This window comes from Paenibacillus sp. FSL H8-0457 (assembly GCF_038051935.1).
In the GTDB taxonomy this organism is placed as follows: domain Bacteria; phylum Bacillota; class Bacilli; order Paenibacillales; family Paenibacillaceae; genus Paenibacillus_AQ; species Paenibacillus_AQ lautus_A.
In genome coordinates this window covers 2,797,833-2,821,571 of record NZ_CP150293.1, presented here as the reverse complement: position 1 = coordinate 2,821,571, position 23,739 = coordinate 2,797,833, and the positions used below count along the sequence as shown (strand labels likewise).

The window sequence follows — 23,739 nt, the reverse complement described above, 5'->3', positions numbered from 1 at the left end:
ACCCTTGATGTTTATTTTTCTTCATCGTCCATGCCGAAATGACTACGCCGCCCGAATGAAAGCAGAGGGGCGGCGTACGTCACTTTTATTTCTACCGTTTCTGATAACAACTATTTTTTGTTGGCATCCTCGGTTTTCTTCGCTTCTTCGATCGCTTGAGTAGGAGTTTTCTTGCCTTCCACTACAGGCTGAACGCTGGCGCGAAGGTTACCGAACGTTTCTTGCGAAACTTTACTGTCAACCGGTGCGCTGATGGAGGCTGCTTTTGCTGCCATAGCGAAACCGTCGAGTGCTACTTGCGGCAATCCGGTCACTTCAACGTCAGCAGCCGGTGTGCCGCCGTTAGCCGAAGCTATTTTTTGAATGGACGCCGGGGAAGTCAGGTGTTTCAGCAATGCGATGGCTGCTTCTTTTTTGGCTGCATCGTCATAAGTGGCTTTAGAGAGGTAGAAGCCGGAACCGAAGCCGCCTACGATATCATTGCCGCTGCCAACGCCGCCAGGAACCGTCGGGAATGGCACAACCGTGGAATTGTCGCGAGTATCGTCGCTCCAGCCGCCGATGGCCCAGGATCCTTCGATGGTCATGGCTGCCAGGCCTTCGCTGTAATAGTTGCCGGACATACTCAGGTCGATCGTTGCGGCATCTTTAGGGAATGCGCCAAGATCATACAATTCTTTCATAGCGGCATAAGCTTTTTCCCAGTTTGGATCGATGCCATCGAGCAGGCCTTTATTTTGTCCTTCAGGACCAGCCGCAGACAAAATGGTATGCTCGATCAGGTAGTGCGATTGGTCAAACGGTACGGACAAAGGAATAATGCCTTTTGCGGACAATGCCTTAACGGCTGTGGTCAGCTTCGCCCAATCGGTTGGGAGCTCCAGACCGTTTTCTTCGAAGATTTTTTTGTTAACGAACAAGCCTTCGTAGAAACCGGTCAATGGTGCAGCGTAAATGTTGCCGTCTTTCTGCTTCGCAAGCTCAAGCGCATCAGGAATGAATCCGTTCTTCCAGTCAGCGTCAGCGTCGAGAATTTCGTTCAGCGGCACGACTTTGCCGGCATTGACGAACCCTTCTGCGTCAGCCCCGATGAAGTAGAACAACAGGTCTGGCTCGTTGCCGCTGTTCATATCGGTGTTGACTTTCGTTCTGAAACCGTCATCATTTGCTGACATGGTGTCGTTATCAATCTTTACGTTTGGATGCTCTTTCGTGAATTCATCCAACGCGGCCTGGAAGGCTTCGCGAGCTGCGTCAGTTCCTCCAAAGGTCGAGAACACGCGAAGCGAAACCGGAGCGGCTTCATCCTTTTTCTCTTCCGCCGGCGGAGTTGTTTCCGTCTTCGGCGCATCTCCTTCAGCGGCAGGAGTGTTGGTGCCACCGCTGTTTCCGCAGGCTGCGAGGAACATGGAGAGCAGCAGCATGACACTCATGAGTAACATGGAAGTCCTTTTCATTTCTAATCCCCCTAAGTATGTTTTCAGAACCTGATGCAAACACTTGCTGTCTACCAGAATTTTATTCCAAGCCCTATTGCTTTCAAAGGGGGACATTCATCTTTAGCAGGGGGAAATATTTCCATATTGACTTTTTTCCGCTTCATACCTCCCTTTTTAGAGTAGGAATGTGCTAGGTAACGAAGAGGTTATGCTAAAACTAAGAGATGTTAAGTAAGGATGGGTGATGAATTTTTCTATTATGAATTTTTCATGTAATGAAATATTATGAACTTATGACTTCCTTATTGACTTCTTTCATAGCACAGCAAAAAAAGACCAACCCCTTCTTAACGGTTGGCCCTACACGTGAATCCCCTCATTCAACTATTCTTGGGTGAGTGAATCTGATCTCTAACTCTGCTTAATCTCACTCGGCAGAACCCCCCAATACTTCTGAAATACCTTTGAAAAAAAACCGCTATTGATGTACCCTACTTGTCTCGCAGCATGTCCAACCTGTCCCCCCTCCTGGATGAATTGCTTGGCCAGCGTCATCTTGCGTTTAAGCACATATTGGGAGAACGACTCACCAACTTCATGCTTGAATAGTCGGCTTAAATAGGACTTGTTTACATATAACCGATCCGCGAACAAATTCAGGCTTAAGTCCTGACCGATTTCCTCATCGACAAGGACGAGCAGACGCTGAATCAATTTATGTCCGCTTTGCTGAGGGCGCTTTTGCGAATGGGTCGTAATCTTACGTACGATCCGGTGCAGGGTTTGCTGAATTTGTTCCCTTGAATGAAGGTTCAGCACACTGTAAAAATAAACGGCATCCTCCCCCACCATCTGGCGCAGGTTCCACTGTTGTTCGCGAATGACGCGAAGCAAACCATGCATGAGATAAAGCAGCTTCTCCTGTACCTCCTCTACCGCGGAAGCATGCCCGAACACCTTCTCCAACAATCGATCAAGCGCCGCTTCCGCTTTTTGAATATCTCCAAGCTCGATTCCTGTTTCAAGTGCTCTTTCATCAGAAGCAATCGTTAAATTCGCCGAATCATCTTCCCCCAGTTCATCCGCATAAGGTATTGCAAGGTCATGTCCATATACGACTCTTTTCCGAAGTGCATGCTGAGCCTGAGCATATAACATGGGAAGATGCCGCAGTCCGGTCGCGGTACTGCTGATTCCCGCACTTGCTGTCACTTTCAGACACTCTTTTAACATGGACAACACTTTGGTTGTGGTAAAGCTGACACGAAGCTGGAATTCACCTGGGACCTCCTCCGGCCTGCTATGAAAAATAATGACCGTAGAGCCCTTCGCATCCTGAAATAATTCGGAATCCATGCCTGATATCACGTCAAACGCAATGCTTCGCAGTGAAAATTGAAGCAAGGGCGTGTCCTCTGCCCGAAATCTCCCCCCGTCAATCAATGGATCCGGCTCCAAGACAACAACGGATAATCGTCGTTCCGCTTCAAACGGAATCAACAATTCCTTGCTTCGGCTTTCATATTCCCAATCGGCAAAGGCACCGGAAATGCAATTATTATAAAAAGTTTCCTGCAGTCTCGGCAGATGATTCTTCCATTTCGAGACCAACATCTCATAGTTATGCCGCTTCTCCAACTCGCTTTTCAGGATAGCTGACGCTTCCAGAACGGCCTGCAGGATCTCCTCATTGCTTGCAGGCTTAATCAGATATTTGAGTACGCCGGACTCCATGGCAGAACGCGCATATTCAAAATGTTCATAACCGCTGAGGATGATCATTTTCACCATTTCGTTGGACTCATGAATCCGCTTCGCCAATGTGAGTCCATCCATTTCCGGCATCCGAATGTCCAGCACAATGATATCCGGGCGGGTACGTTCCATCATTTGAAGCGCTTCACTCCCATTCTCCGCAAGAGCAACCACGTCGATGCCGTTCTCTTCCCAGGGGATGGTTCCCGCCATTCTTGCCCGGATACCGATCTCATCTTCCACGATCATTAAATTCATGCCCCGTCCCCCTCCATGTACCGGATACTTCCGCATTCAACCCGTGGTATATACAATCGAATACGCGTTCCTTCCAGTTCATCGCTATCAATCACTAGATCTGCCTTCTCCCCGTAGTGCAGTTTCAGCCTTGATTTCACGTTTCTCAAACCGTATAATTCCGCGTCCATCCGGTCCCTTCCCGCTGAGAGATCCAAATTCATCATGGAGATTCCATCCAGCTGCTGTTGAATATACTGCAGACGATCCGGAGCCATTCCAACACCATTATCCTTTACTTCCACAACGAACCATTCCCCGTCGTTCACTGCAGAAATTTCGAGTGCCCGGCCGCCGTGTTTGCGCTCAAGCCCATGCAAAATCGCATTCTCCACTAACGGCTGCAGCAGCAATTTAAGCAGCAGGATATCTTCCGTACCTTCTCCCATCCGATAAGTGACTTCAAAATCAAATCGTCTCTGCTGCACTTTAATATAATAGGTCAGATGGTTAAACGTCTCCGAGACCGTGTAGTGTTCCTTTCCCTTACCCAGGCTGTATCTCAAAAACTTGGACAAATTGATGACCATCTCTCCCACATCGTCGGCGTCGCTTAATACCGCTGCCGAATAGATCGAATCCAGCGTATTGTACAGAAAATGAGGATTGATCTGCGACTGCAGCAATTTAAACTCTGTCTTCGTCAGTAAAATCTGCTTCTCATACACATCTTCGATCAGGTGCCGCTGCGCACTGGCCAGATGATTGAACGTATCCATGACATACCCGAACTCATCCTCCCTTCGATGGATGATCTGGGTATCGAGCTGCCCCCTCCTCATTTCCTTCATCGCGGCTACCATCTTCTTCATCGGTTTGGATATGCCGCTGTAAACGATCCACGATATCCATAACGATATCAACACGCTTACGGCGATGATCAAGTACGTCCACCCTTGCAACGTATGCGATTCCTGCAAAATATCCTTCTCGGGCTGTACCATGACGAGTTTCCAGCCCGAGTCCTGTGAGGTTACCCGAACCATAAGCATTCGCTCAGGGTAGCCCGGGAGATGGCCTGCGATCAGATCCTTGCCTTCGTCCGGCCAGGAGGGAGGAGTCGCGGTGCTGCTTGCCGTCGTAGCTATTAATTTCCCGTCCTGGGTAAACAGAAAAGCCTCTGCCCGGCTGCTTGGAAGCAAACGCCTCAATTGGCTCACAAAATAATCCTTGCTTAGCGGCAGGATAACGATGTTTTTGTTCCGCTCAGGATTGAGCAAACTCATCCGCCTCATAACCACCATGACGTTCTCGTTATAGATCGGGTCTATCATATGGTTCGCATTGTACCGGTTCTCTTCCGGGAAGAATAACGTGATTTTCCCATCGGCTTCGATGGCCTGCTTGACCCATTCCAGCTGCTCCGGATTCTGTTCTTTTTGATATCCGGTGGTTGACAATAATATGCCGGAATCATAATGAAATAGGGACGCCTTCGGAGCCATCCGGTTAACAGAGGAGATAGCGGAGATTTGCTGATCAATCCACTGGAAATCCAAAATCGACTGCGGCGTGAGCACTTTACCGGCGTATTCGAATCTGCGGTTAATATCATAATTGTTCGCAAGGACCGTGGTCAGCTCATACACCCCCTGCATCGTAAGGTCCACATAATGGACGACGGATTGCATGGCGCTTTGCGTACGAACGCCAATCTGATTTTTTAGAATCGTGCGCGAGCGATGATTCGAAAAGGTGGATATCACAACGAGGGGGATAAGGATCAGAATAAAATAACCGGTAAGCCGTAGCTGAATCGATTGTCTGAAACGGTTTTTCCATGTTCTGATCATTCAGCATCATCCTTGTCTACATAAATCAAAGTGAAGGCGCCTCTAGAGGAAGCCCCTTCACTTTGTTATTCAGCTTATTTGTTCATCTTTGCATAATTCTCGTTCACCTCAGCGGTGATGGATTCACCACCCTGGCTCTGCCACTGCAGCACGTATTGATCGAATGCTTCGACCGGCACAGTGCCCATGATGATCTTCGTAAACGTCTCCTGCATCAGCTTGGTCAATTGCACCCCGTTCTTGCCCATGCTTGGCGTCGGGGGTCCGTTGTATTCGTTCTGGATCAGGTTGCTGCTGATCCGCGTCACGTTATCCTTAAGCTTGAATTCAGGACCGAGCGCATCAAGCCGCTGATAGTCAAGCTCCTGATCCCATGGGGCGGCATAGTCCAAAATGTTGTTGCGGTAAACGTGCTTGTTGTGTTCCTCAAAGTCCATGACCAGCTTGCCGTTTTCCCTCTTCGATATGTTGTGCTCAGGCAAGCCGAGTTTGATCGGCTCATGGCCTTCACCATTGGCAAAATTGAACATTTTGATGACTTCATTCGCCTTCTTGCTCTTTGCAGGCACGATGCTGTAGCCCATCACCATACTGGAGGCAAGGACGCCGGACTTCCCGTCCTGGCCCACCGGATAGTCAAGAGGAATCCATTCCGCCTTCGGATCGTTTGTCTTATTTGTCAGGATCGGCCCTCGCGTATCAAACCAGGTTGCCGAGAACAGGCCGGCTTTGCCGCTGGCTACTTTCTCTTCGATGTTGTTGTTCTTGTTCAGCGCCCATTCCGGATCAATCAGCTGTTCTTTATAGAGGTCCGCCAGGAACTGGAGAGCTTCCTTCGTTTCTGGCAGAATGGTGGCATTCACCAGCTTGCCGTCTCTCATCACCCATTGATTGACCGCAGACGCACCATTGAACGGTACACCGAATGAGCCGAAGAATGGCGCCGATCGGATGAGATTTTCCCCCATCAACAAGCCGACCGTGTCATCCTTGCCGTTACCGTCGGGATCATTTTGAGCAAATTGACGCATCACATTCACATATTCATCCAGCGTCTTCGGCGGCTGCAGCCCCAGATTGTCAAGCCAATCTTTACGCACATACATCAAATCGTTACCGAGAATATAATTGACCGCTGGCACCGCGTAGATATTACCGTCCACCGTAACGGAGTCCCATGCTTCCTGTGGAACCGACTTCTTCAGATCGGGACCTGATGCCTCGATAGCATCATTCAGCGGCTGCAGCGCCTTTTGGTTTACCATGTTAATGAACCAGGAAGCATCCTGCGTAAATACCATGTCTATATCGTCGCCGGATGACATCATCACATTCAGCTTGTCCTGATAGCCGTCGGAGGGCGGGTATACCACATGCACGTCGATATTGACGCTATCATTGACGTATTTTTGATAGGGGTTGTTGTTCTCGTTCATACCGTCCAAAAATTTTCGACCAAAGTTAGGCTGCACAATATTGATGGTCTGCCTTTTGCCGACCTCTCCTGAATCGGGACTGCCGGAAGCCTCCTTCCCGCCTCCGCATCCACTGAGCAAACCGGCCGCTATAGCGGAGATCACCAATCCTGACAACATGTTTCGCAATTTCATACTTTCAGCCCCTTTATATAAAAATATTACGAAATGTAAACGGATACAAGAACAATATGTCCTATTACCCCTTGACCGAGCCGATCATAATTCCCTTCACAAAATATTTCTGAAGGAACGGATATACGAGCAATATTGGCAATGTGCTCGCTATCAATGCTGCGGCTTTCAGCGACTCCACCGCCAGGAGCTGCCGTTCCAGGCTATCCGTCGTGTTAATGTTCGATTGCCCCGACATCACAAGCTCCCGCAAATAGATTTGCAGCGGCTTTAAGGAAGAATCGGTAACGTACATAACCGCATCGAAGAAGGAATTCCATTGTCCGACCGCATTAAACAAGGCGATCGTGGCAATCACCGGCATGGACAGCGGTACTACGATGCGAAATAAAATCCCGAGATTGGACGAACCGTCGATTCTTGCGGATTCCTCCAGTTCATTCGGGATGGACTGAAAGAAGTTTTTCATGATGACCACATGAAATGCGTTAACGGCACCCGGAATGACGTAGGCCCAGAAGGTGTTCATCAGATGCAGCTCCTTGATTACCAGGTATGTCGGGATCATCCCGCCGCTGAACAGCATGGTAAAGACAATAAGGAACATGATAGGACCGCGGCCTTTAATGTAATATCTTGATAGAGGGTACGCAAGCAGCATGGTCATGACTACGCTGATGAGGGTTCCCACAACCGTCCGCTGCACGCTGACGAGAAAAGATTGAACGAACCCCGGATCATTGAACACCTTCACGTAAGCTTCCGTCGTCCATTCTACCGGCAGGAAGGAGACTTCGCCGGATACAATCGCCCGGTAGCTGCTGAACGACTGGGCCAGAATGTGAATGAAGGGCGCCAAAGCCAAAAGCCCAAAACAGGCAAGCGCAAAGTGATTGATGCCGCTGAACCATTTTTCTCCCTTTGACATTTTCATAATCAGTAGATCCCTTCTTGACCCGTTCTTTTAACGGCTTTGTTGACGATAACGACCAGCACCAGACTGATGGCGGATTTAAGCAATCCAACCGCAGTCGAATAACTGAACTCGGACTGACCGATACCAATCCGGTACACATAGGTCTCAATCACGTCGGCAACATCATATACGAGCGAGTTATACAGAACGAATATTTGTTCAAACCCCACATCAAGGATGCTGCCAAGCCTAAGCAGGAACAGCACGATGATCGTCCCTTTAATGGATGGAAGGGTTACATGCCATAGCTGCTTCCACTTCCCTGCACCGTCCATGACGGCTGCCTCATACTGCTGCTGGTCAATGCCCGCGAGAGCCGCAAGATAGATGATGGCCCCCCAACCGACCTCCTTCCAAATATCGCTGATGACCAGCACCGATCGAAACCAAGCCGGATCCGCTAAGAAAAACACGGGTTCAAATCCAAGCCATTTCATGATTTCATTGACTGCGCCCGTGGCGGGAGACAGGACGTTTACCAATATACCGCCTAAAATGATCCAAGACAGAAAGTGCGGCAAGTAAGCAAGCGTTTGGATCGTCCGCTTATAAAACATGCTACGGATCTCATTGAGCAGAAGTGCTAGGATGATGGGACCCGGGAAACCCCAGATCAGCTTATATAAACTGATAATGACCGTGTTCCAGAACACCTGATAGAATTGGGTATCATGAAACAGCCGTACAAAGTGGTCGAGTCCTACCCATTCGCTGGCATTAAATCCTGCAAATATGCTGTAATCCTTAAAGGCGATCACAATCCCCCACATCGGAAGGTACTTAAAAACGAGAAAATACACGATACCAGGAACCATGATCAAGTACAAATCCCAATATTGCCTGAGGTTTGCGAAACGTTTTTTGTTTAAGACCGTATCGGTGCTGGTGCCGGACGGTCTGGGCACGGTGACAGCCTTATGTTGTGCCACGGCATTCACCTCTCTTCTGTTGTCTTGTCGCTATGATAAAAAATGGACTCGCTTCCGCCTAAACTTCAGCAAGCTCGCCCAGCCAGGCCCCTTGCTCGATGAGAAGACGCTGCAATTGTTTGATATCGACCTCCCGGGATGTACTGCCCGTCATTGCACAGATGGCCGCGGCTGTTCCCGCTGCCTGCCCCATTGCAAAGCAGTTGGGCATCACCCGAAGCGAGCCCTGTACGACTCGGTCAGCGGAGGCGGCCCGTCCCGCAACCCACACATTTGCCAAACCTTGCGGAAGAAGGGAGCGGTATGGAACCCCATGCGACCGACCGGGGGGAAGATGGTGTATTTCCATGTTTTCTTTGCTGGTAGCCATATGGATATCAATAAAATAAGCATTTCTTGCAATGTCGTCTTCAAAGCTTCGCATGGATATAAAGTCATCCTGAACCAGCATGTAGTCACCGACGATGCGGCGGGTTTCACGTATGCCGATTTGCTCGCCTGTGCTGACCAAATGGGCGTCTTCAAATCCGGGTACATACTTCCGCAGAAATTCGACCTGAATGTTGACCAGCTTTCTGCCTTCTACCGCAGCCTTCGTGAGATCTTCCGCCTTCGTTCCGTCTACGCCGAACACATGCCCGAAGTTGACCCCAACCAAGTAATCCGACACCCAGGCAAAGCCAGAGACTTCCTTCCGGCCGGGAGGAAGATCGCCGTTGCTCTGCGCCAGCTGAACCGCTTGCGGGATTTGTCCGGTGTCACCCCTATCCCTCATATATTGCCTGAAGCGCTCCCGGTTCACGTTGGTTAACAGGTAGCACATCGTCCCCGGCTGCAGCTCGCCGGCATCCCCGCCTTTCTGAAACGGAGCGCCGGCCAGCGCCGCAATATCGGCGTCACCTGTGGCATCAATGACGTACTTGGCCTCGACGATCGATCTTCCGGACTTATTCAGAAGCACCAGACCGTTCACGCCATGCCCCCCCGGATTCATGACCAGCTGTCCAACAAATGTATGGAACAGAACCTTGGCTCCGCTCTCAAGCAGCGCTTCATCGTACACCCGCTTCAATACCTCAACGTCAATCGGAACCCAATCCAGCTGTTCTTTATATTCCGTGATATAAGAAGGTTTGCAATTCGCTTTCATTCGCTCCATCAGCTCGAGCCCGATACCGCGAATGACAGGCTTCTCATGGTCGGTAAAAGGACAAAAGGCAGGTACCAGTGCCGTCGTGCCCATACCTCCTAGAAATCCCCTTTGCTCAATCAGCAAAGTATTTGCTCCATTATTGGCGGCAGCGATGGCAGCGGCAATGCCGGTCGGCCCTCCTCCGACGACGACGACATCAACCTGGTTCATGATAGGCAGTTCTTCCGGCGGCAGCGTCCATGTTCTTTTCGTTGTCATGTTTAGATCCTCCAGTGGTAAACTCGAAATGGCCCGATCCATTCGGGTATACCTACATTTTAGATCCCAATGGCGGTCATGATTAGCACACGCTGATGACATTCACTGTTCGGATCATGACCTTTTCATTGGCTTTAAATAAAAAAAGAGCTAATTCACAGGCAGGAACCTGCGAAAACAGCTCTTTAACGAACACTCTCATCCAAATTCGATGATACTTAGTTTCCTTTTATGTGAGAACGCGCCCGGGTTTATCTTTACACGGTTTATCCTTGTCAGGTTTGTCCTTGGGTTTACTCCCGAGGTTTGTTTGACTGTAATTCGGCTTGCCTCTATCAGGTTTCTCGCCGCCTGGGCAGCTGTTACCCGGACGATCGGCTACCGGCGTACCTAACACCGTCACGCCGGGAGACTTATTCCCCGCCTCATCCACCGTTCGGATCCGATACGCGTATTCCGTTCCATTCACGAGCCCGTTTATTGTAACGGTTTGTACGCCTTTGCCTACATGAACCGCTTCAGCTTCGGCTGCACCTTCTTCCAAAACGACGACTTGGGCGAAATCGTCATCCTCCGGATCCGTCCAGTATAAGGTCAGCTGGCCGTCCCCTTCCACTACCGCCGCGCCATTCACTTCCTTCGGTGCCGTGTCGTCGTTGTAGCCTGTCTCCATGTCCATAACCCTGGCGATTTTATCATTCGGATTCACCGGTATCCCTTGCCATGAAGGCTTCGTAATATTTAAGCGCAAGGCTGTCGTTTGAACTGTTTCGAAGTGCATATCATTATACTCGCCATAAAAGCCGTCCTTGTCATTATCGACAACGGATGCCACCGGCACCCATACGGTTCCGTCCCAGTAATCTACGCTAAAATCACGGATATGCCATTGTTCACCGCTCGCGGCTCCACTCCAAATTTTTAAGTAGTTGAGTTTTTGCGGAACCGTCCATTCCATTTCAATAAAATGGCTCTCTTCCTGCCCTTGAGACAACCAGCGGGTGGATAGATTTCCATCAACGGCATATTCCTTAACGTTAGATCCGTTGGTTGAATCCACAGTCAAAGCTGCGAGCTGGGCTATGTTGCGGACGGTTATCGGTCCGAATATTTCAGACGGCTCCGAGGCACCGCCCGTGTTTTTGGCCGTAATTCGGTAATAGTACGGTATGCCGCTGCTTGCGGACGCATCCTTGAACGGTTGATCTGCTACCGCGAGATCCGCCCCAACCACCGACCAAGGTCCGTTTGGCGCTTCAGCCCGTTCGATATCATACGATTCAGCCCACTTTACCGGGTACCAGGTCATGGAAGCAACTGAGGTAAAAGGTATCCACATCGGCTGATCCGGTACCGGTGGAACGGAAGAGGCGGTAATGGGGCCAACGACATTCGAAGGCTCCGAGATTCCGGCTCCGTTCATCCCTTTTACCCGATAATAATAATTCATTCCTTCCGCAGCCGTCGTATCTTGGAAAGGACGAAACGGAATATCACTATCCAGTACCTGAGTGCCTATGATGGTCCATGGCCCATCCAGGTGTTCTGCTCTTTCGAATTGATAGGATTCCGCTCCCGCAGATCCTCTCCAGGCGATGCCAAGCACCGATTCGATCGGCAGTAGCTGAGGTGCGTCAGGTACTGGCATCGGCGGGACCGGCAGTCCGCGGATTTCATGGGCTTTTTCGCGAATCATGGACATAATTGCCTTTTCGTCATAGGTTTCACCCGATGGAAAGCCCGGCCAACGGAAATCTCCTTCTTTGTTGTAAAAGCCGCCGTCCTTGTTGTGAGACTTCAACGTCCATAACAAGGCTCCGGATGTACCGTTAGCGATCGCCTCATCAGCCGTTCGGGTGAGATTTGTCCTGTTCGAGTGTCCAAACTCCCCGATAACAAACGCTTTTTTACCCAAACTCAAGTTTCGGTCCGCAGCAGCACGCAGCGCATAATCCGCTCCTCCGCTCTCATAATAATGATTGGATACGATATCCACATTGGGATCCTCAAGGGAAGCCTGACTGATACCGTACCGTCCATCCATTACAATGTGATTAGAGTCCATGCTTTTTATATAAGCACTCATCTCCTGTGTCCAAGCGTCCGTCGGGTATAACTCATTTCCGGTTTCCCAAGCAAGGATGGCTTTGTCGTCTTTATATTTGATGCCGGTATAAGTATTCGTCCTGTTCAGCACATAGCTAACCAGGTGTTTATAATCTTCCTTCAATTCGGGATCGGTGTAGAACTCCCCGGCGGTCTTCCCTCGAAAACCTGCAAACTGTTTAATCCCTCCGACATGCTCCCATGTATCGATAAAAGGAATAATGACGCGGATATGATACTCATTTGCCAGTCTCAGCACATGGTCCAGGTCCCGGAAATAATCCTCATTATACTGCCTTAAGCCAGTTACATGACTTGGCTGATCCCCATTGGCAGTTCCCCCTTTGATCGTGAACGTATACAGCCTGACTACTGTGCCACCCATTTGCTGTAACGATCTAAATACATCCTCCTGTTCCCAAGGATCAGGGCGATGCCATTCGGGTGCTGGCATATACGTGAGATTAGAGCCGTTCATGGATATGAATCGGAACTCCTTCTCGCCATCCATCAATCGATCCCCGCTGCGCGTGATAAAGTTCCATTCTCTTGACGGTACGCCATCCGCTGCGGCGGTTATACCTACACGATCCATTCCTCCCAACATAAACAAACATACAAGCATGACAGAAATCCAATGTCTTCGCATTCTTCTCCATTCCTCCTGCCCCTACTTAGATTTGAACAAAAAATGCCCCTCAATGTAAGCGGTATCATTTTTGTTGTTGATCTAAATTATAGGGACACTTGCGCAAAGTTGTTAGGTTACGTTCATGACTTGTACTGTTCCGCTGATGACTTTTTCGGAATGCAGCTATTGGGGAACCCCTTAAACTAACTGGTTGTTCGTGTCCATATCAATAGATACAAATAACTGTTCTTCCGTTATGCTGTATCTTACCTGGCCCAATACATATCGACAACCACTCCTGTCCGCGAAAAAGAGCTGCCGAGAGATCTCGACAGCTCTTTTTAAACACCTACACCTTACCCACCCAGTCGGATCCGGCAACCTCTCTCCAGCGGCCGCGGATGGATTCGTAAACCTCCTCCGGCAGCTGCCCTTTTTCCAGTAATGCAGCATTTTGCTCCCACCGATTTGGATTTGCCGTACCCACGATGGCGGTCGCTACGCCCGGCGTGCTCAGGGTGAACCGTAATGCCGTCTCAACGCCTTGCTGAACGTCAGAGAGGAAATCGTAATTCAGCTCGCCGAGCCGAACCCAGTAAGGATAGGCATAGTCCCGTTCGCTTAATGTTTCATGCTTCCAGGCTACGTTGGCTACGGGACGTTTGGCAATAACCCCTATTCCCTGCTTCATGGCAAGCGGAATCGTGAGGTCGATTGCCTCCTGGTCCGCAATGTTCAGCGAAGTTTCAAAGCTGTCGAATGCGCCGGTTTGAAGGGCGTACAGTGCATCCGTCGAATCGCCGCTGTAGCCGATATACCGCGTTTTCCCCTGCTCTTTTGCTTTTTTCAACACCTCGATCACGGCGCCCTGCCGCAGAATTTCCTCAGAGCAGCTGTGAAGGTGTATGACATCAACGTGGTCCACCTGCAGCCGTTTCAAGCTCCGGTCAATGCTTTGCTCAAGCATCACCGGATCCCAATCCGGGTAGTCCAGTCCGGAAGCGTGCCCGCATTTCGTAAACAGGTAATAATCATCTCTGCGGCCCGACAACGCTTTGCCGATCAATTCCTCGCTATGGCCGTAACATTCCGCGGTATCTATCATGTTAAGGCCTGCGTCAATCGCGCTGTGCAGCAGCCGGTCCACCGTCTTCTGATCCGACTGTCCGATCTCGGCACCGCCGAATCCCAATACACTGACCTGCATATCCGTCCGCCCAAATGCTCTACGTTCCATCGTCCTTCACTCTCCTCCCTATGATTACCATTCTACATTACCCGTTATGGATAATCTTGAAAGCTTTGTTCCGATACAATTGCCAAAGGATTCAAGCACCTGCATCCATGAAAAGAATCCCCTATCAAAATCCATAAATGCTAAGCCCTCCGTCAACCAGCAGCGTCTGCCCGGTCATGTAATTGGCGGCTTCGGAAGCCAGGAAAACGACGGGCCCCACCACTTCTTCCAGGTTTCCTACGCGTCTTAGCGGCGTCCGGTCCAGGATAGCCTGCATGTAAGTGTCGTCATTCAGCAGCTTCTCGGTCAGCGGCGTCCGGAAATACCAAGGCCCGACGGCGTTGACCTGGATTCCATACTGCGCCCACTCCATCGCCAGCACCTTGGTCATATGGATTAGAGCAGCCTTGGTCGATCCATAGACAACGCCCGTGCGTAGGGCGGTATGGCCGCCTACGGAAGAAATGTTGATGATTCTCCCATTCCCCTGCTCCTTCATATAACGGGCAGCGGTTTGAGATGCGACAAACGCCGATTTCAAATTGGTCTGCACGATTAAGTCCCATTCGTCATCGGTCACTTCCAGCGCCGGTGTACGAATGTTCATGCCGGCATTGTTCACCAATATATCGATTTGCCCCGCCTGGTCCACAAATTCGCGGATCGCCGCCTCCATCTCTTCCCGAATCGTCAGATCGCCCGGCAGCACATAGGCTTGACCTTTCTTCAAGCCGGCAATCAGACCCGCGGTCTCCTCCAGATCGCTTCGGGTTCGGGACATCAAGCCGACATCGCAGCCTGCCTCTGCCAATCCTATGGCGATGGCGCGTCCGATCCCGCGTCCCGCCCCTGTAACAAAAGCTTTTTTTCCTTCCAGCTGAAAGCTCGGTAAATACATCCGAATCACTCCTAAGCATCGTTCTGTAACCAAATTTTGTAATCAAACAATGGACCGTTCCTTCAAATCCCTGGAACAATTCTAGGAATTGAAATATTGCGAAGGATTAAAACGAACCGGGTCCACGTATTCCTCATAACGCCCGCCCGTATAGGACTCGATGACTTTTCGCCAGAAAGCCTGGGCCGGTATATTGCTGCTGACCTGCGTCACCTTCCAGCGTCCCTGGAATTGATTGAACAGCCAGGTCGCCGCCCAAGTCCCCAATCCCGTACGTCTGTATTTTTGCATAACGAAAAATTCCGTCATGTAATAGTCGGCTTCCGCAGCGTTGTCCATACGCTCGATCAAGGCAAAACCGGCCGGCCGTTGATCAAACGTAATCAGAAACGGATATTTCCGTTCCCGCTTTTTCCAGAACTCATCGAGATCGGGATAGGGTAAAAACAATCCTTGATCGTTCACCGAGATATCCAGATATTTAGTAAAATCGTACAAGTACAGTTGCATCAAGTTTACGATAACGGCTTGCTTCCGTTTGGGAACCAGCTCAATTCCCATGCGTTCCGCTCGTTCTGAAATCATGCTGCCGCCTCCCTAGGCATTTCACTATCATATTAAATGCTTCCCATCTTCATCATAGTATCCGTCTATGTTGAAACACAAGCGACCATCGGATCGAGGAGACGATCGTGTGAGGCATTAAGCACGACGGACTTTCCATATGTTACACTAGTATATAATGACAGCGATTAACGCTATAAAGACAATCATTCGAGGTGGAACATGAATATACAAAAAGATATCGACCGCGCAAGGCTCGATGAGAAAGCGCCGGCCATGCCTTGGTTTGTGCAGCAATTTATCGACTACAAACTTCCGGATCTCTCCCCCTCCACGCTGCTCGAATATGTAAGGGACTATGAAACGTTTTTTAATTGGCTCCGGTCGGAAGGGCTGTCACAAGCCGCCTCTAACCGAGACGTGACGCTGCTTGAGCTGGAGACCCTTCGCATGGATAGCATCACAGGTTACCGATTATATTTGACCACGCGCCGGGAAGGCACCAACTCCCGAATTACGGTTTCCCGCAAGCTGTCATCGCTTCGCTCTCTGTTCCATTATTTAAGCCAGATTGCGGAGGATGAGGATTTTTACCCGCTCCTTAAACGCAACATCATGGCCAAAGTGGAGATCAAACGAATTCACAAGCCCAAAGATACGGCTGCCAAGTTGAAAGGAAAAATATTGGAAGAAGAAGAGCTTCAGGATTTCATCACTTACATTCACGAAGGATACGGGCACGATGTGGAGAATAACAAACAGGCTCTATACGCGCATGAACAGAACAAAGTCCGAGATGCCTGCATTGCCAGCCTTATTCTAAACTCCGGTCTACGCGTATCCGAAGTGGTCAACTTGAATCTTGCAGACATCGACCTGAACAATAAAATGCTGCATGTGTATCGTAAGGGCAATAACGATGAAACCTTTAAAACCCCGGTCTACTTCCGGGCGCAGGCCAAAGACGATCTCGAGCATTATCTGCAGCTGCGGCAGACCCGCTACAAGGTGCCGAAAAAAGAAAAAGCTCTCTTCGTCGCGCTGCGAAACGGCCAGAATGAAGGACAGCGCATGACGAAACGGGCGATTCAGGCAATGATCATCAAATACGCCAAGCGTTTTGGCAAGCCGTCCCTGACCGTGCACAAGCTGCGGCACTCGTTTGCAACGGATTACTATCTTCAAAATGACATATATAAAACGAAAGAACAATTGGGGCACGCTTCCACCGAAACGACCGAAGTGTATGCCCATTTGACGGACAAGACGATGTCCGAGGCGATTGAGCGGCGTTCCGACGAGTAATTATGGTTTTTTACAGTGATAGTATAAGCGACGCGATCCGCTCCGCCTCATTCCAAGTAAACAAGGGAACCGCCAGCCGATGCTGAATCTCCTGCAGGCCGGGCGGTTCCTTTAGCATGTCGGGATTCACGACGATTCCCCGGATCTCCTCGACCTGATCCAGCAGCCCCCTGTCCTCCATTCCCCGCAGCAGTACCAGTTTTGGGTAAGGCATCATCTTATACCCTTCGACCAGCACCATGTCATAATCAGTGTACATATGTATCAACGTATCGAGGTCCAGCTCCGTTTCCCTCAGCATGGCCGTCCGGCCCGGCGAGGCAATGGCAATCCCCTCGGCTCCGGCCTCGCGGAATTTGTACGTATCCGTCCCTTCCCGGTCCATATCAAAGCCATGCCCATCATGCTTGATGACGGCTATCCTCATGCCCTGTCGTTTCAATTGCGGAATCAGAGCCGCAATGAGCGTGGTTTTGCCGCTGTTCTTATACCCGCAGAACTGGAAGACCTTCATGACCAAACCCCTGGAAGAACGAGCACCTGCACGGCTTGGCCTTTAACCGCTCCTCTCAGCTCTGGCGGTATAACAATCAAACAGTCGCTGTCCTTGATCGTGATCATGACACTTGATTCATCCAGGGTGGCGGGCGTGGCTACAAGTTTGCCGTTTACCGCTTGGAGGCTGCCCCTGACAAAACGGGTAAAATTATTCACCTTTGCATAATCCGAACCCAGCTCGGCTGTCCATTCGGTTAAATAAAGCTGCTCCATGCCCATCATTTTTCGAATCGAAGGTCTGACAAACAACAGAAATCCGACAAAGCATGCCCCCGGATTACCGGAGAGCGCGAATAGCAGCTTCCCCTCCTTCACCGCCGCGGTTGTCACGCTGCCCGGACGCATCGTGACTTTATTAAACAGCATGTCCAATCCGCCGGATGTCACCAGCTCTCCCATAATATCGTAATCGCCTACGGAGACGCCGCCTGTCGTAACCACGATGTCATAATCCCGGAGCGCTTCCTCCACCTTCTGACGGGCAAGCTCGATATGATCGGGAATGGCCTCCATGATCACCGGAACGCCGCCCGCTTCCCGAATTTGCGATGCAAGCATATAGGTGTTGCTGTTACGGATTTTACCGGGCTCAAGCGGCTCGGTTATGTCGAGCAGCTCGGTGCCCGTCGCGAAGATCCCCACGACCGGTTGACGATACACTCCAACCTTATGTATGCCAAACGTAGCCAGAACCGAAATCTCTCCCGGCCCGATGCGAGTCCCTCGGCGGAGAATCATATCGCCTTCCTGGAGTTCGAACCCGAGAGGGGTAATATTCTTTCCCTTCTCGATGGAACGCTTAAAGCCTACATAGGTTACGCCATCCTCCACGCGAAGCTCCGTCGCTTCAAGCATCACGACAGCGTCCGCGCCTTCGGGCACCTGGGCGCCCGTCATGATACGGGAAGTCTTGCCTTGTACGATCGGCACGGAGGAGACATATCCGCACGGGATATGGTCGACGACCTCAAGCCAAACCTTTTCCCCCTGATCGCATGGCGCCAAATCCGCTGACGACACCGCATAACCGTCCATGCCCGAACGGGCAAAAGCCGGGAACGGGTGGGGAGCGACGACATCGGATGCAAGCACCCGGCCATCGCTGTCCTGCAGCGAAATGAGCTCCTCCTGGCCGCAATCCGCATAAGAAGTAGCTAACGCTTGCGCGTCTGATACCTGTAGTGCACGCCGATCGAATTTATGGTTTGGTTTCTTGGGCGATATCGGTTCATGATCTTTCACAACGCATTCCTCGCTTTCTGACTATATCCCAGACTGATAATCTTACTGTACTACATTCTGAGCAATCTTCAAACCGAGCGGCTGATCTCCAAGAAATCGCTTGTACGTATCTGACGGTTGTATATTTTCGTTTCGAAACATTAAAAAACGCATGGCCTTAGACCATGCGCATGAAACGTATTGTTTTACCTTCGGCCCCTTCGGGAAATCTTACCGGATCCGATCCGGGTCTTGGGCTTCTTGTACGATTTCTTCGGCGAATCGAACAAACTTCCGCCGCTTTCGCCGCGTTTGATCGAGCCGCGGTCACCGCTCGAATCCGGATTCCGTCTGAACAGGCTTCCGCCCGTGCCGACCGTATCCTGACCGCGCCGTGTAATTTTCCCGCTCCGGTCAACCGTCAACGGCGGAGCGATCTTCTTATCTTGGCTTGTCGGCTTTTTATAGTTCCCTTGAGCCGGTTTATACACATCTTTGCTGGTATAGCCGCGATAGCCCCCGCCGCCCATCGAATCAAACAAATTCCCGATAAGGACGGCGGTCAAGTATCCCTGCAGGAAACTGGAATCGTAATTACGCTGAACATATTCCTTGGAATCGATTTCGATCAGCGTATCGGCCGGCTTCTGGGGATCCTGCTGCAAATGGTAATACTCATCGCCATAGACCAAAAACATCCGCTCCGTATCCTCAGGAGAAGATTGATCCGGCGTATTCGCCGCCATGAGCTCGCTCGCCACTTCGGGAACGCTTTTATCAGCTGCCCGATACACGTAGGATGTTGCATTTCCGTCCCGATTGACGGACTCCAGCGGATACGTGTCCTTGATATTCGGCGCTCCGCATCCGCTTAATAAAGATACGAACAGACTCAGTACCAGTATGATTTTTACAGATAAAAAAGAGCGTTCCTTCATGCCACCACTCCTAAGTCGCCCGGATAACCCTTACGTCCCCCGGTATCACTTTCTCGCCTTCATAGAGCATAAACCGTCCATTCTGCCATTCGATTCGCAGCAGCTTGTAATCATCCGATTGGTACTGCCATACGTGCTGCTCCCCGCTTTGCATAAACGCGGTACGGCCGGATATCGAAACATGTCCACCGTATTCCTCTTCCAAATGAAACACATGATCGTCCAGATCGATGATGGACGGCACCTCATCCGGCGAATCCAGGCGTCCATCGATGGGCGCATAGAGTGCATATTGAACCGTCTCGCGTTCTTCGATGTGAAGATAAGCAATGGTGCTGCCATCCTGAAGCGTCAGGACGACCGCGTTGCGGCCTCGATTGTGCACGCGGCCCGTGACTTCGTAAGTAACCAGAGACACTTCGCAAATATCGCCCGGAGCCAGCTGCAGCATGCTCTTCTCTACCTTTGGCGGCTCGGGCTTGCTAAATAAATTGCTGATTCTTTTCCACATACTCATCTTTCCTAATCCCCTATCTCCATTATGCGTTCTATAAGCAAGCGGTAATAATTAACGCTCCGACCACATGCAGCGATCCTGCAAACAAACCGTAACCGGTTTTGCCCTCGCGGGTTCCCTTATCCAGGTTCAGCTTGCCAAAATTGCGCAGCATGAGCTCTGTCAACGCTTCGAGAACAAACAATATGATAAACGAAACGACCGATACCACAATCGCCTCCAGAAGGTGATAGGACGTTCCGATCGACACGGATAAAATATACCCTTGGGCGACCAGCTTGAGGATCAGCCTTGTGGTTACCGCCATGTTACCCGCTTTCACTTCTTCAAGATCGTTATATTTCGTGAACAGGGAATCCACGAACATCAATACAAACAACAGCAGCCCGCCGACAGCCGTCCAAAGCAATACACGCAAGATCATATCAAAATCCATCTCTAAGCCTCCACACATTCAACATACATATCAACTTGCCCTGATCCGACTGCTTCAATCGAAGATAGACAAACTTAAAGGGGTAGTCCCGTATATATCCGGTATCAAACAAAAGCGAAGGAGAAGCACAGTAGTATTCAGCCCTGCTGCGTCTCCCTCGCCATCGATACTATTTACCTGTCAGACCACCAGACCCGGATTACTTGTTCTCGTATTGCTTCATCAAGGCTGCAAGCTCATCCTCAACGGCTTTGTCCTTGCCGAGGTTCTCGAACTCTTCATCGAGGGATTTCTCGCGCGTCGACATTTCGTTGCTTGCTTCGGCACGCGCTTCCATGGCCAGCATCTTTTCTTCCATCCGCTTCAACCCGGCCGAAGCCGTGTCAGACCCGAAACCGTTCATTGCTTTGTTGATCTCGGTTTGCGCTTTAGCCGCATTATAACGGGCAACCAGCGTCTCGCGCTTGTTCTTCATCGCTGTAAGCTGCTTGCGCATTTCCTCCAGCTTGCCGCGCAGGTTGTCGGCTGCCAGCTTGTTCTGATCGTAGCTTGCTTTGTACTCGTCGCGCTTGGCTTCAGCTGCCTTCTTCTCTTCCAGCGCACGACGGGCAAGTTCAACGTTTTGCGCCTGCGCTGCCGTATGAGCCTGCTGCGTGCGTTTTTCCACGAGAGCAGCTTGCTCTTCATAAAGGGCTTTGAAGCGTTTCTCGATGGCGATTTGGGCCGCTACCGCCTTCTCGGCATCCTCAAGGTCTTCGGTCATATCGCGGATGTACTGGTCCGTCATCTTGATCGGGTCTTCAGCCTTGTCGATAATGGCGTTAATATTGGACATGGTCAAGTCACGCAATCTTTTAAATATGGACATCGTTCTCTTCCTCTCGCTTTCGCTTTAAAATACTGGTATATGTTAAATATTTACGTTGCATGATCCCAAACGGTTTCAAAATTTTTTTAGAGGTTGTTAAAAGTCATCTTTTATCGGTGCTGAAATCTGAATTTTGAACACGCACTGATTTTTAATATCCACGTTCATACTGCTTCGGAACTTTCTGTTCTTCATCAAGCGCTTTGGCAGCATGAACCGCCCAGTACGGATCCCGCAGCATGCCCCTTCCAATCGCTACCATATCCGCCTTGCCCGACAAAACCACCTCTTGGGCGACGTTGTAATCATCAAGCAGCCCTACCGCAATCACGGGGACCTTCAGCAGTTGTTTGAACTCCGCAGCCAGATCGACCTGATAACCCGGCTTCGCTTCCGGACCGCCATTGGAACCGACGACCCCTTCTCCTCCGGAGGAGATATGAAAAATATCGACCCCGGCATCCCGGTATCGTTTGCAGATTTCCGCACAGTACTCCACATCATAACCGCCGTCCACATATTCTTTTGCAGACACCCTCATGATGATCGGCATGCCTTCGGGCAGCACTTCCTTAACGGCCTGGACAACCCGTTCACCGAACAGGGGGAGGTCTTGGCCATATTCGTCACTGCGTTGATTCGTCAGCGGCGAATGAAACTGATGGATCAGGTAACCATGCGCGCCATGAATCTCAACCGTGTCGAATCCGGCTTCAACAGCCCGGCGAGCTCCTTCCCTGAAGGCCTGTATGAGATCTTCCACTTCGGCAGTGGAGAGTGCCTTCGGCATTTTGTAATGGGAACTGAACGGGATTGCCGACGGGGCTACCGACGGCTCGGCATCCTGCGCCTTTCGGCCGGCATGGCCGAGCTGGATCCCAATCTTGGTTCCATAAGAATGCACGGCTTCGACAATACGGCGATAGGCAGGAATTTGATTGTCGTCCCAGATCCCGGTATCCTGATTCGTTATGCGTCCGTCCGGGTGAACGCCTGTCATTTCCACAATAATTAAGCCAGTGCCTCCCACGGCACGGCTGACGTAATGCACAAAATGCCAATCATTCGGAATCCCGTCCCCGGCCTTTACGGAATATTGACACATCGGTGGCATAACAATGCGGTTCTTGAGGGTCAAATTCTTGAAATTGTAGGGTGTAAACAAGTCAGCCAAGCGATTATCTCCTTCCACATCCAAATGATTAAGATGTAATAAAATCTGTTAGGGGTTATTATACACCTTTCCGAGGGAAAACTAAAAACTGTCGAATTCCCATATTGAGGATAATTGTTTGTCCAACTGGGCATACCATACTAAAAAGCTAAAGGGGCCGATCGTGATGTTCAAAAGATACCGCGCAGGAATCTGCCTGCTGTGGATCCTTTCATTCTTTTTCGTTGTGCCGGGCATCCCGGCAAACGCGTCCGGTTTACATAATCTGTCACAACCACCTCAGGATGCTTCCGTCATGTCGGAGTCCGGCCAAGTCATGGATCATTCGAAGCGAAATCAGAGCAAACCATCAGACGACGCGCCGTCTTTAAGCCAATTGCTGAGGAAATACCCGGACACGTTTCGCGCAAGCGGACCACGGGTCAAACAGGTGGCGCTTACCTTTGATGATGTACCGGATCCCCGATTTACCGGTAAAGTACTCGATGTGCTGAAGGAACAGCAGGTGAAGGCCACCTTTTTTGCAGTAGGAGACCGTGCCAAGAAACACCCTGAGCTCATGAAACGTATCCATGAAGAAGGACATGCTATTGGCAATCACTCTTACAATCACGCCCAACTGAACAAGCTGAGCCTGGAGAAATTCAAAAGCCAAATTGAGCGTACCAACACGATTTTGAAGTCGCTGACCGGAGTCGACCCGCGGCTGATCCGACCGCCTTATGGCGATATTAATGAAGAGCAGCTCCAATGGGCGCGCAAAAACGGGTACAAGGTCGTGAATTGGAATGTCGATTCCCTCGATTGGAAAGGACTACAGAAGGAAGAGGTCAAGAGTAATATTATGACTGCGGTCGGCCCGGGCTCGATCGTTCTCCAGCATGCCGGCGGCGGCGTGGGATCCGATCTTACCGGTACCATCGATGCGCTCCCGGACATCATAACGGAACTGCGAAACAAAGGGTACAGCTTCGTGACGCTTCCTGATATGTTAAACGTGCCGGAATCGCGATAGAGCCTGCATGAACGCCAAAAAGACGGCTGACTGGAAGTTGACCAGTGAAGCCGTCTTTACG

At 50.5% G+C, this 23,739-nt stretch carries 20 protein-coding genes; 2 read left to right on the top strand and 18 right to left on the bottom strand.

Annotation, left to right across the window (positions count from 1 at the left end):
* Window positions 1–110 precede the first annotated feature (110 nt).
* The 11 genes from MHI43_RS12605 to MHI43_RS12555 all read right to left on the bottom strand — a co-directional run bounded on the left by MHI43_RS12605 (window position 111) and on the right by MHI43_RS12555 (window position 15,667).
* On the bottom strand, window positions 111–1,457 hold the full coding sequence (locus MHI43_RS12605; protein WP_015734734.1) for an extracellular solute-binding protein: 1,347 nt from the start codon (window positions 1,455–1,457) through the stop codon (window positions 111–113).
* Between the two features lie 393 nt (window positions 1,458–1,850).
* Window positions 1,851–3,452, bottom strand: coding sequence for a response regulator (locus MHI43_RS12600; RefSeq protein ID WP_015734733.1), 1,602 nt, complete (start codon window positions 3,450–3,452; stop codon window positions 1,851–1,853).
* Entirely contained in the window at window positions 3,449–5,284 is a 1,836-nt protein-coding gene (locus tag MHI43_RS12595) for a sensor histidine kinase (RefSeq protein WP_015734732.1), read from the bottom strand. Before MHI43_RS12595 ends, MHI43_RS12600 begins: the two co-directional genes overlap by 4 nt.
* A 74-nt stretch (window positions 5,285–5,358) precedes the next feature.
* Window positions 5,359–6,894 carry an extracellular solute-binding protein gene (locus tag MHI43_RS12590; protein WP_036665345.1) on the bottom strand — a complete coding sequence of 512 codons (1,536 nt, stop codon included), beginning with the start codon at window positions 6,892–6,894 and terminating at the stop codon, window positions 5,359–5,361.
* Between the two features lie 64 nt (window positions 6,895–6,958).
* Entirely contained in the window at window positions 6,959–7,828 is an 870-nt protein-coding gene (locus MHI43_RS12585; RefSeq protein ID WP_015734730.1) for a carbohydrate ABC transporter permease, read from the bottom strand.
* A 2-nt stretch (window positions 7,829–7,830) separates the two neighbouring features.
* Window positions 7,831–8,685 (bottom strand): ABC transporter permease subunit, encoded by an 855-nt coding sequence (locus MHI43_RS12580; protein ID WP_144374314.1) that lies wholly within the window; start codon window positions 8,683–8,685, stop codon window positions 7,831–7,833.
* Between the two features lie 172 nt (window positions 8,686–8,857).
* Window positions 8,858–10,210 carry an FAD-dependent oxidoreductase gene (locus tag MHI43_RS12575; RefSeq protein WP_036665347.1) on the bottom strand — a complete coding sequence of 451 codons (1,353 nt, stop codon included), beginning with the start codon at window positions 10,208–10,210 and terminating at the stop codon, window positions 8,858–8,860.
* Window positions 10,211–10,439: 229 nt separating this feature from the next.
* Window positions 10,440–12,911: a cellulase family glycosylhydrolase gene (locus MHI43_RS12570; protein ID WP_235201885.1), complete on the bottom strand. Its 2,472-nt coding sequence runs from the start codon at window positions 12,909–12,911 to the stop codon at window positions 10,440–10,442.
* Window positions 12,912–13,296: 385 nt separating this feature from the next.
* Window positions 13,297–14,184 (bottom strand): aldo/keto reductase, encoded by an 888-nt coding sequence (locus MHI43_RS12565; RefSeq protein ID WP_036665351.1) that lies wholly within the window; start codon window positions 14,182–14,184, stop codon window positions 13,297–13,299.
* Between the two features lie 124 nt (window positions 14,185–14,308).
* Window positions 14,309–15,082, bottom strand: a complete 774-nt coding sequence (locus tag MHI43_RS12560; RefSeq protein WP_036665353.1) for a glucose 1-dehydrogenase — start codon at window positions 15,080–15,082, stop codon at window positions 14,309–14,311.
* 81 nt (window positions 15,083–15,163) lie between these two features.
* Window positions 15,164–15,667 carry a GNAT family N-acetyltransferase gene (locus MHI43_RS12555; RefSeq protein ID WP_015734724.1) on the bottom strand — a complete coding sequence of 168 codons (504 nt, stop codon included), beginning with the start codon at window positions 15,665–15,667 and terminating at the stop codon, window positions 15,164–15,166.
* Window positions 15,668–15,868: 201 nt separating this feature from the next.
* Here MHI43_RS12555 and xerS point away from each other — a divergent pair, with 201 nt between their 5' ends.
* A complete protein-coding gene (xerS, locus tag MHI43_RS12550) occupies window positions 15,869–16,951 on the top strand; it encodes a tyrosine recombinase XerS (protein ID WP_015734723.1) in 1,083 nt (360 codons plus the stop codon).
* Between the two features lie 10 nt (window positions 16,952–16,961).
* Here the strand turns inward: xerS and mobB are convergent, their stop codons facing one another.
* The 7 genes from mobB to MHI43_RS12515 all read right to left on the bottom strand — a co-directional run bounded on the left by mobB (window position 16,962) and on the right by MHI43_RS12515 (window position 22,663).
* On the bottom strand, window positions 16,962–17,465 hold the full coding sequence (mobB, locus tag MHI43_RS12545; RefSeq protein WP_036665358.1) for a molybdopterin-guanine dinucleotide biosynthesis protein B: 504 nt from the start codon (window positions 17,463–17,465) through the stop codon (window positions 16,962–16,964).
* The gene (glp, locus tag MHI43_RS12540; protein ID WP_036665359.1) at window positions 17,462–18,751 is read right to left on the bottom strand and encodes a gephyrin-like molybdotransferase Glp; all 1,290 of its coding nucleotides are present in this window, start codon (window positions 18,749–18,751) and stop codon (window positions 17,462–17,464) included. The genes mobB and glp overlap by 4 nt, the downstream gene beginning before the upstream one ends.
* A 185-nt stretch (window positions 18,752–18,936) precedes the next feature.
* Window positions 18,937–19,668 carry a DUF4247 domain-containing protein gene (locus tag MHI43_RS12535; RefSeq protein ID WP_015734720.1) on the bottom strand — a complete coding sequence of 244 codons (732 nt, stop codon included), beginning with the start codon at window positions 19,666–19,668 and terminating at the stop codon, window positions 18,937–18,939.
* A gap of 10 nt (window positions 19,669–19,678) precedes the next feature.
* Window positions 19,679–20,185, bottom strand: a complete 507-nt coding sequence (locus MHI43_RS12530; RefSeq protein ID WP_009589430.1) for a DUF4178 domain-containing protein — start codon at window positions 20,183–20,185, stop codon at window positions 19,679–19,681.
* A 31-nt stretch (window positions 20,186–20,216) separates the two neighbouring features.
* Entirely contained in the window at window positions 20,217–20,621 is a 405-nt protein-coding gene (locus tag MHI43_RS12525; RefSeq protein ID WP_009589371.1) for a DUF350 domain-containing protein, read from the bottom strand.
* Window positions 20,622–20,820: 199 nt separating this feature from the next.
* Window positions 20,821–21,489 (bottom strand): PspA/IM30 family protein, encoded by a 669-nt coding sequence (locus tag MHI43_RS12520; protein ID WP_009589445.1) that lies wholly within the window; start codon window positions 21,487–21,489, stop codon window positions 20,821–20,823.
* A gap of 151 nt (window positions 21,490–21,640) precedes the next feature.
* Complete coding sequence (locus tag MHI43_RS12515; RefSeq protein ID WP_036665360.1) at window positions 21,641–22,663, bottom strand: NADH:flavin oxidoreductase/NADH oxidase; 1,023 nt, start codon at window positions 22,661–22,663, stop codon at window positions 21,641–21,643.
* Window positions 22,664–22,829: 166 nt separating this feature from the next.
* Here MHI43_RS12515 and MHI43_RS12510 point away from each other — a divergent pair, with 166 nt between their 5' ends.
* Window positions 22,830–23,678: a polysaccharide deacetylase family protein gene (locus MHI43_RS12510; protein ID WP_036665361.1), complete on the top strand. Its 849-nt coding sequence runs from the start codon at window positions 22,830–22,832 to the stop codon at window positions 23,676–23,678.
* The last annotated feature ends 61 nt before the right edge of the window (window positions 23,679–23,739 follow it).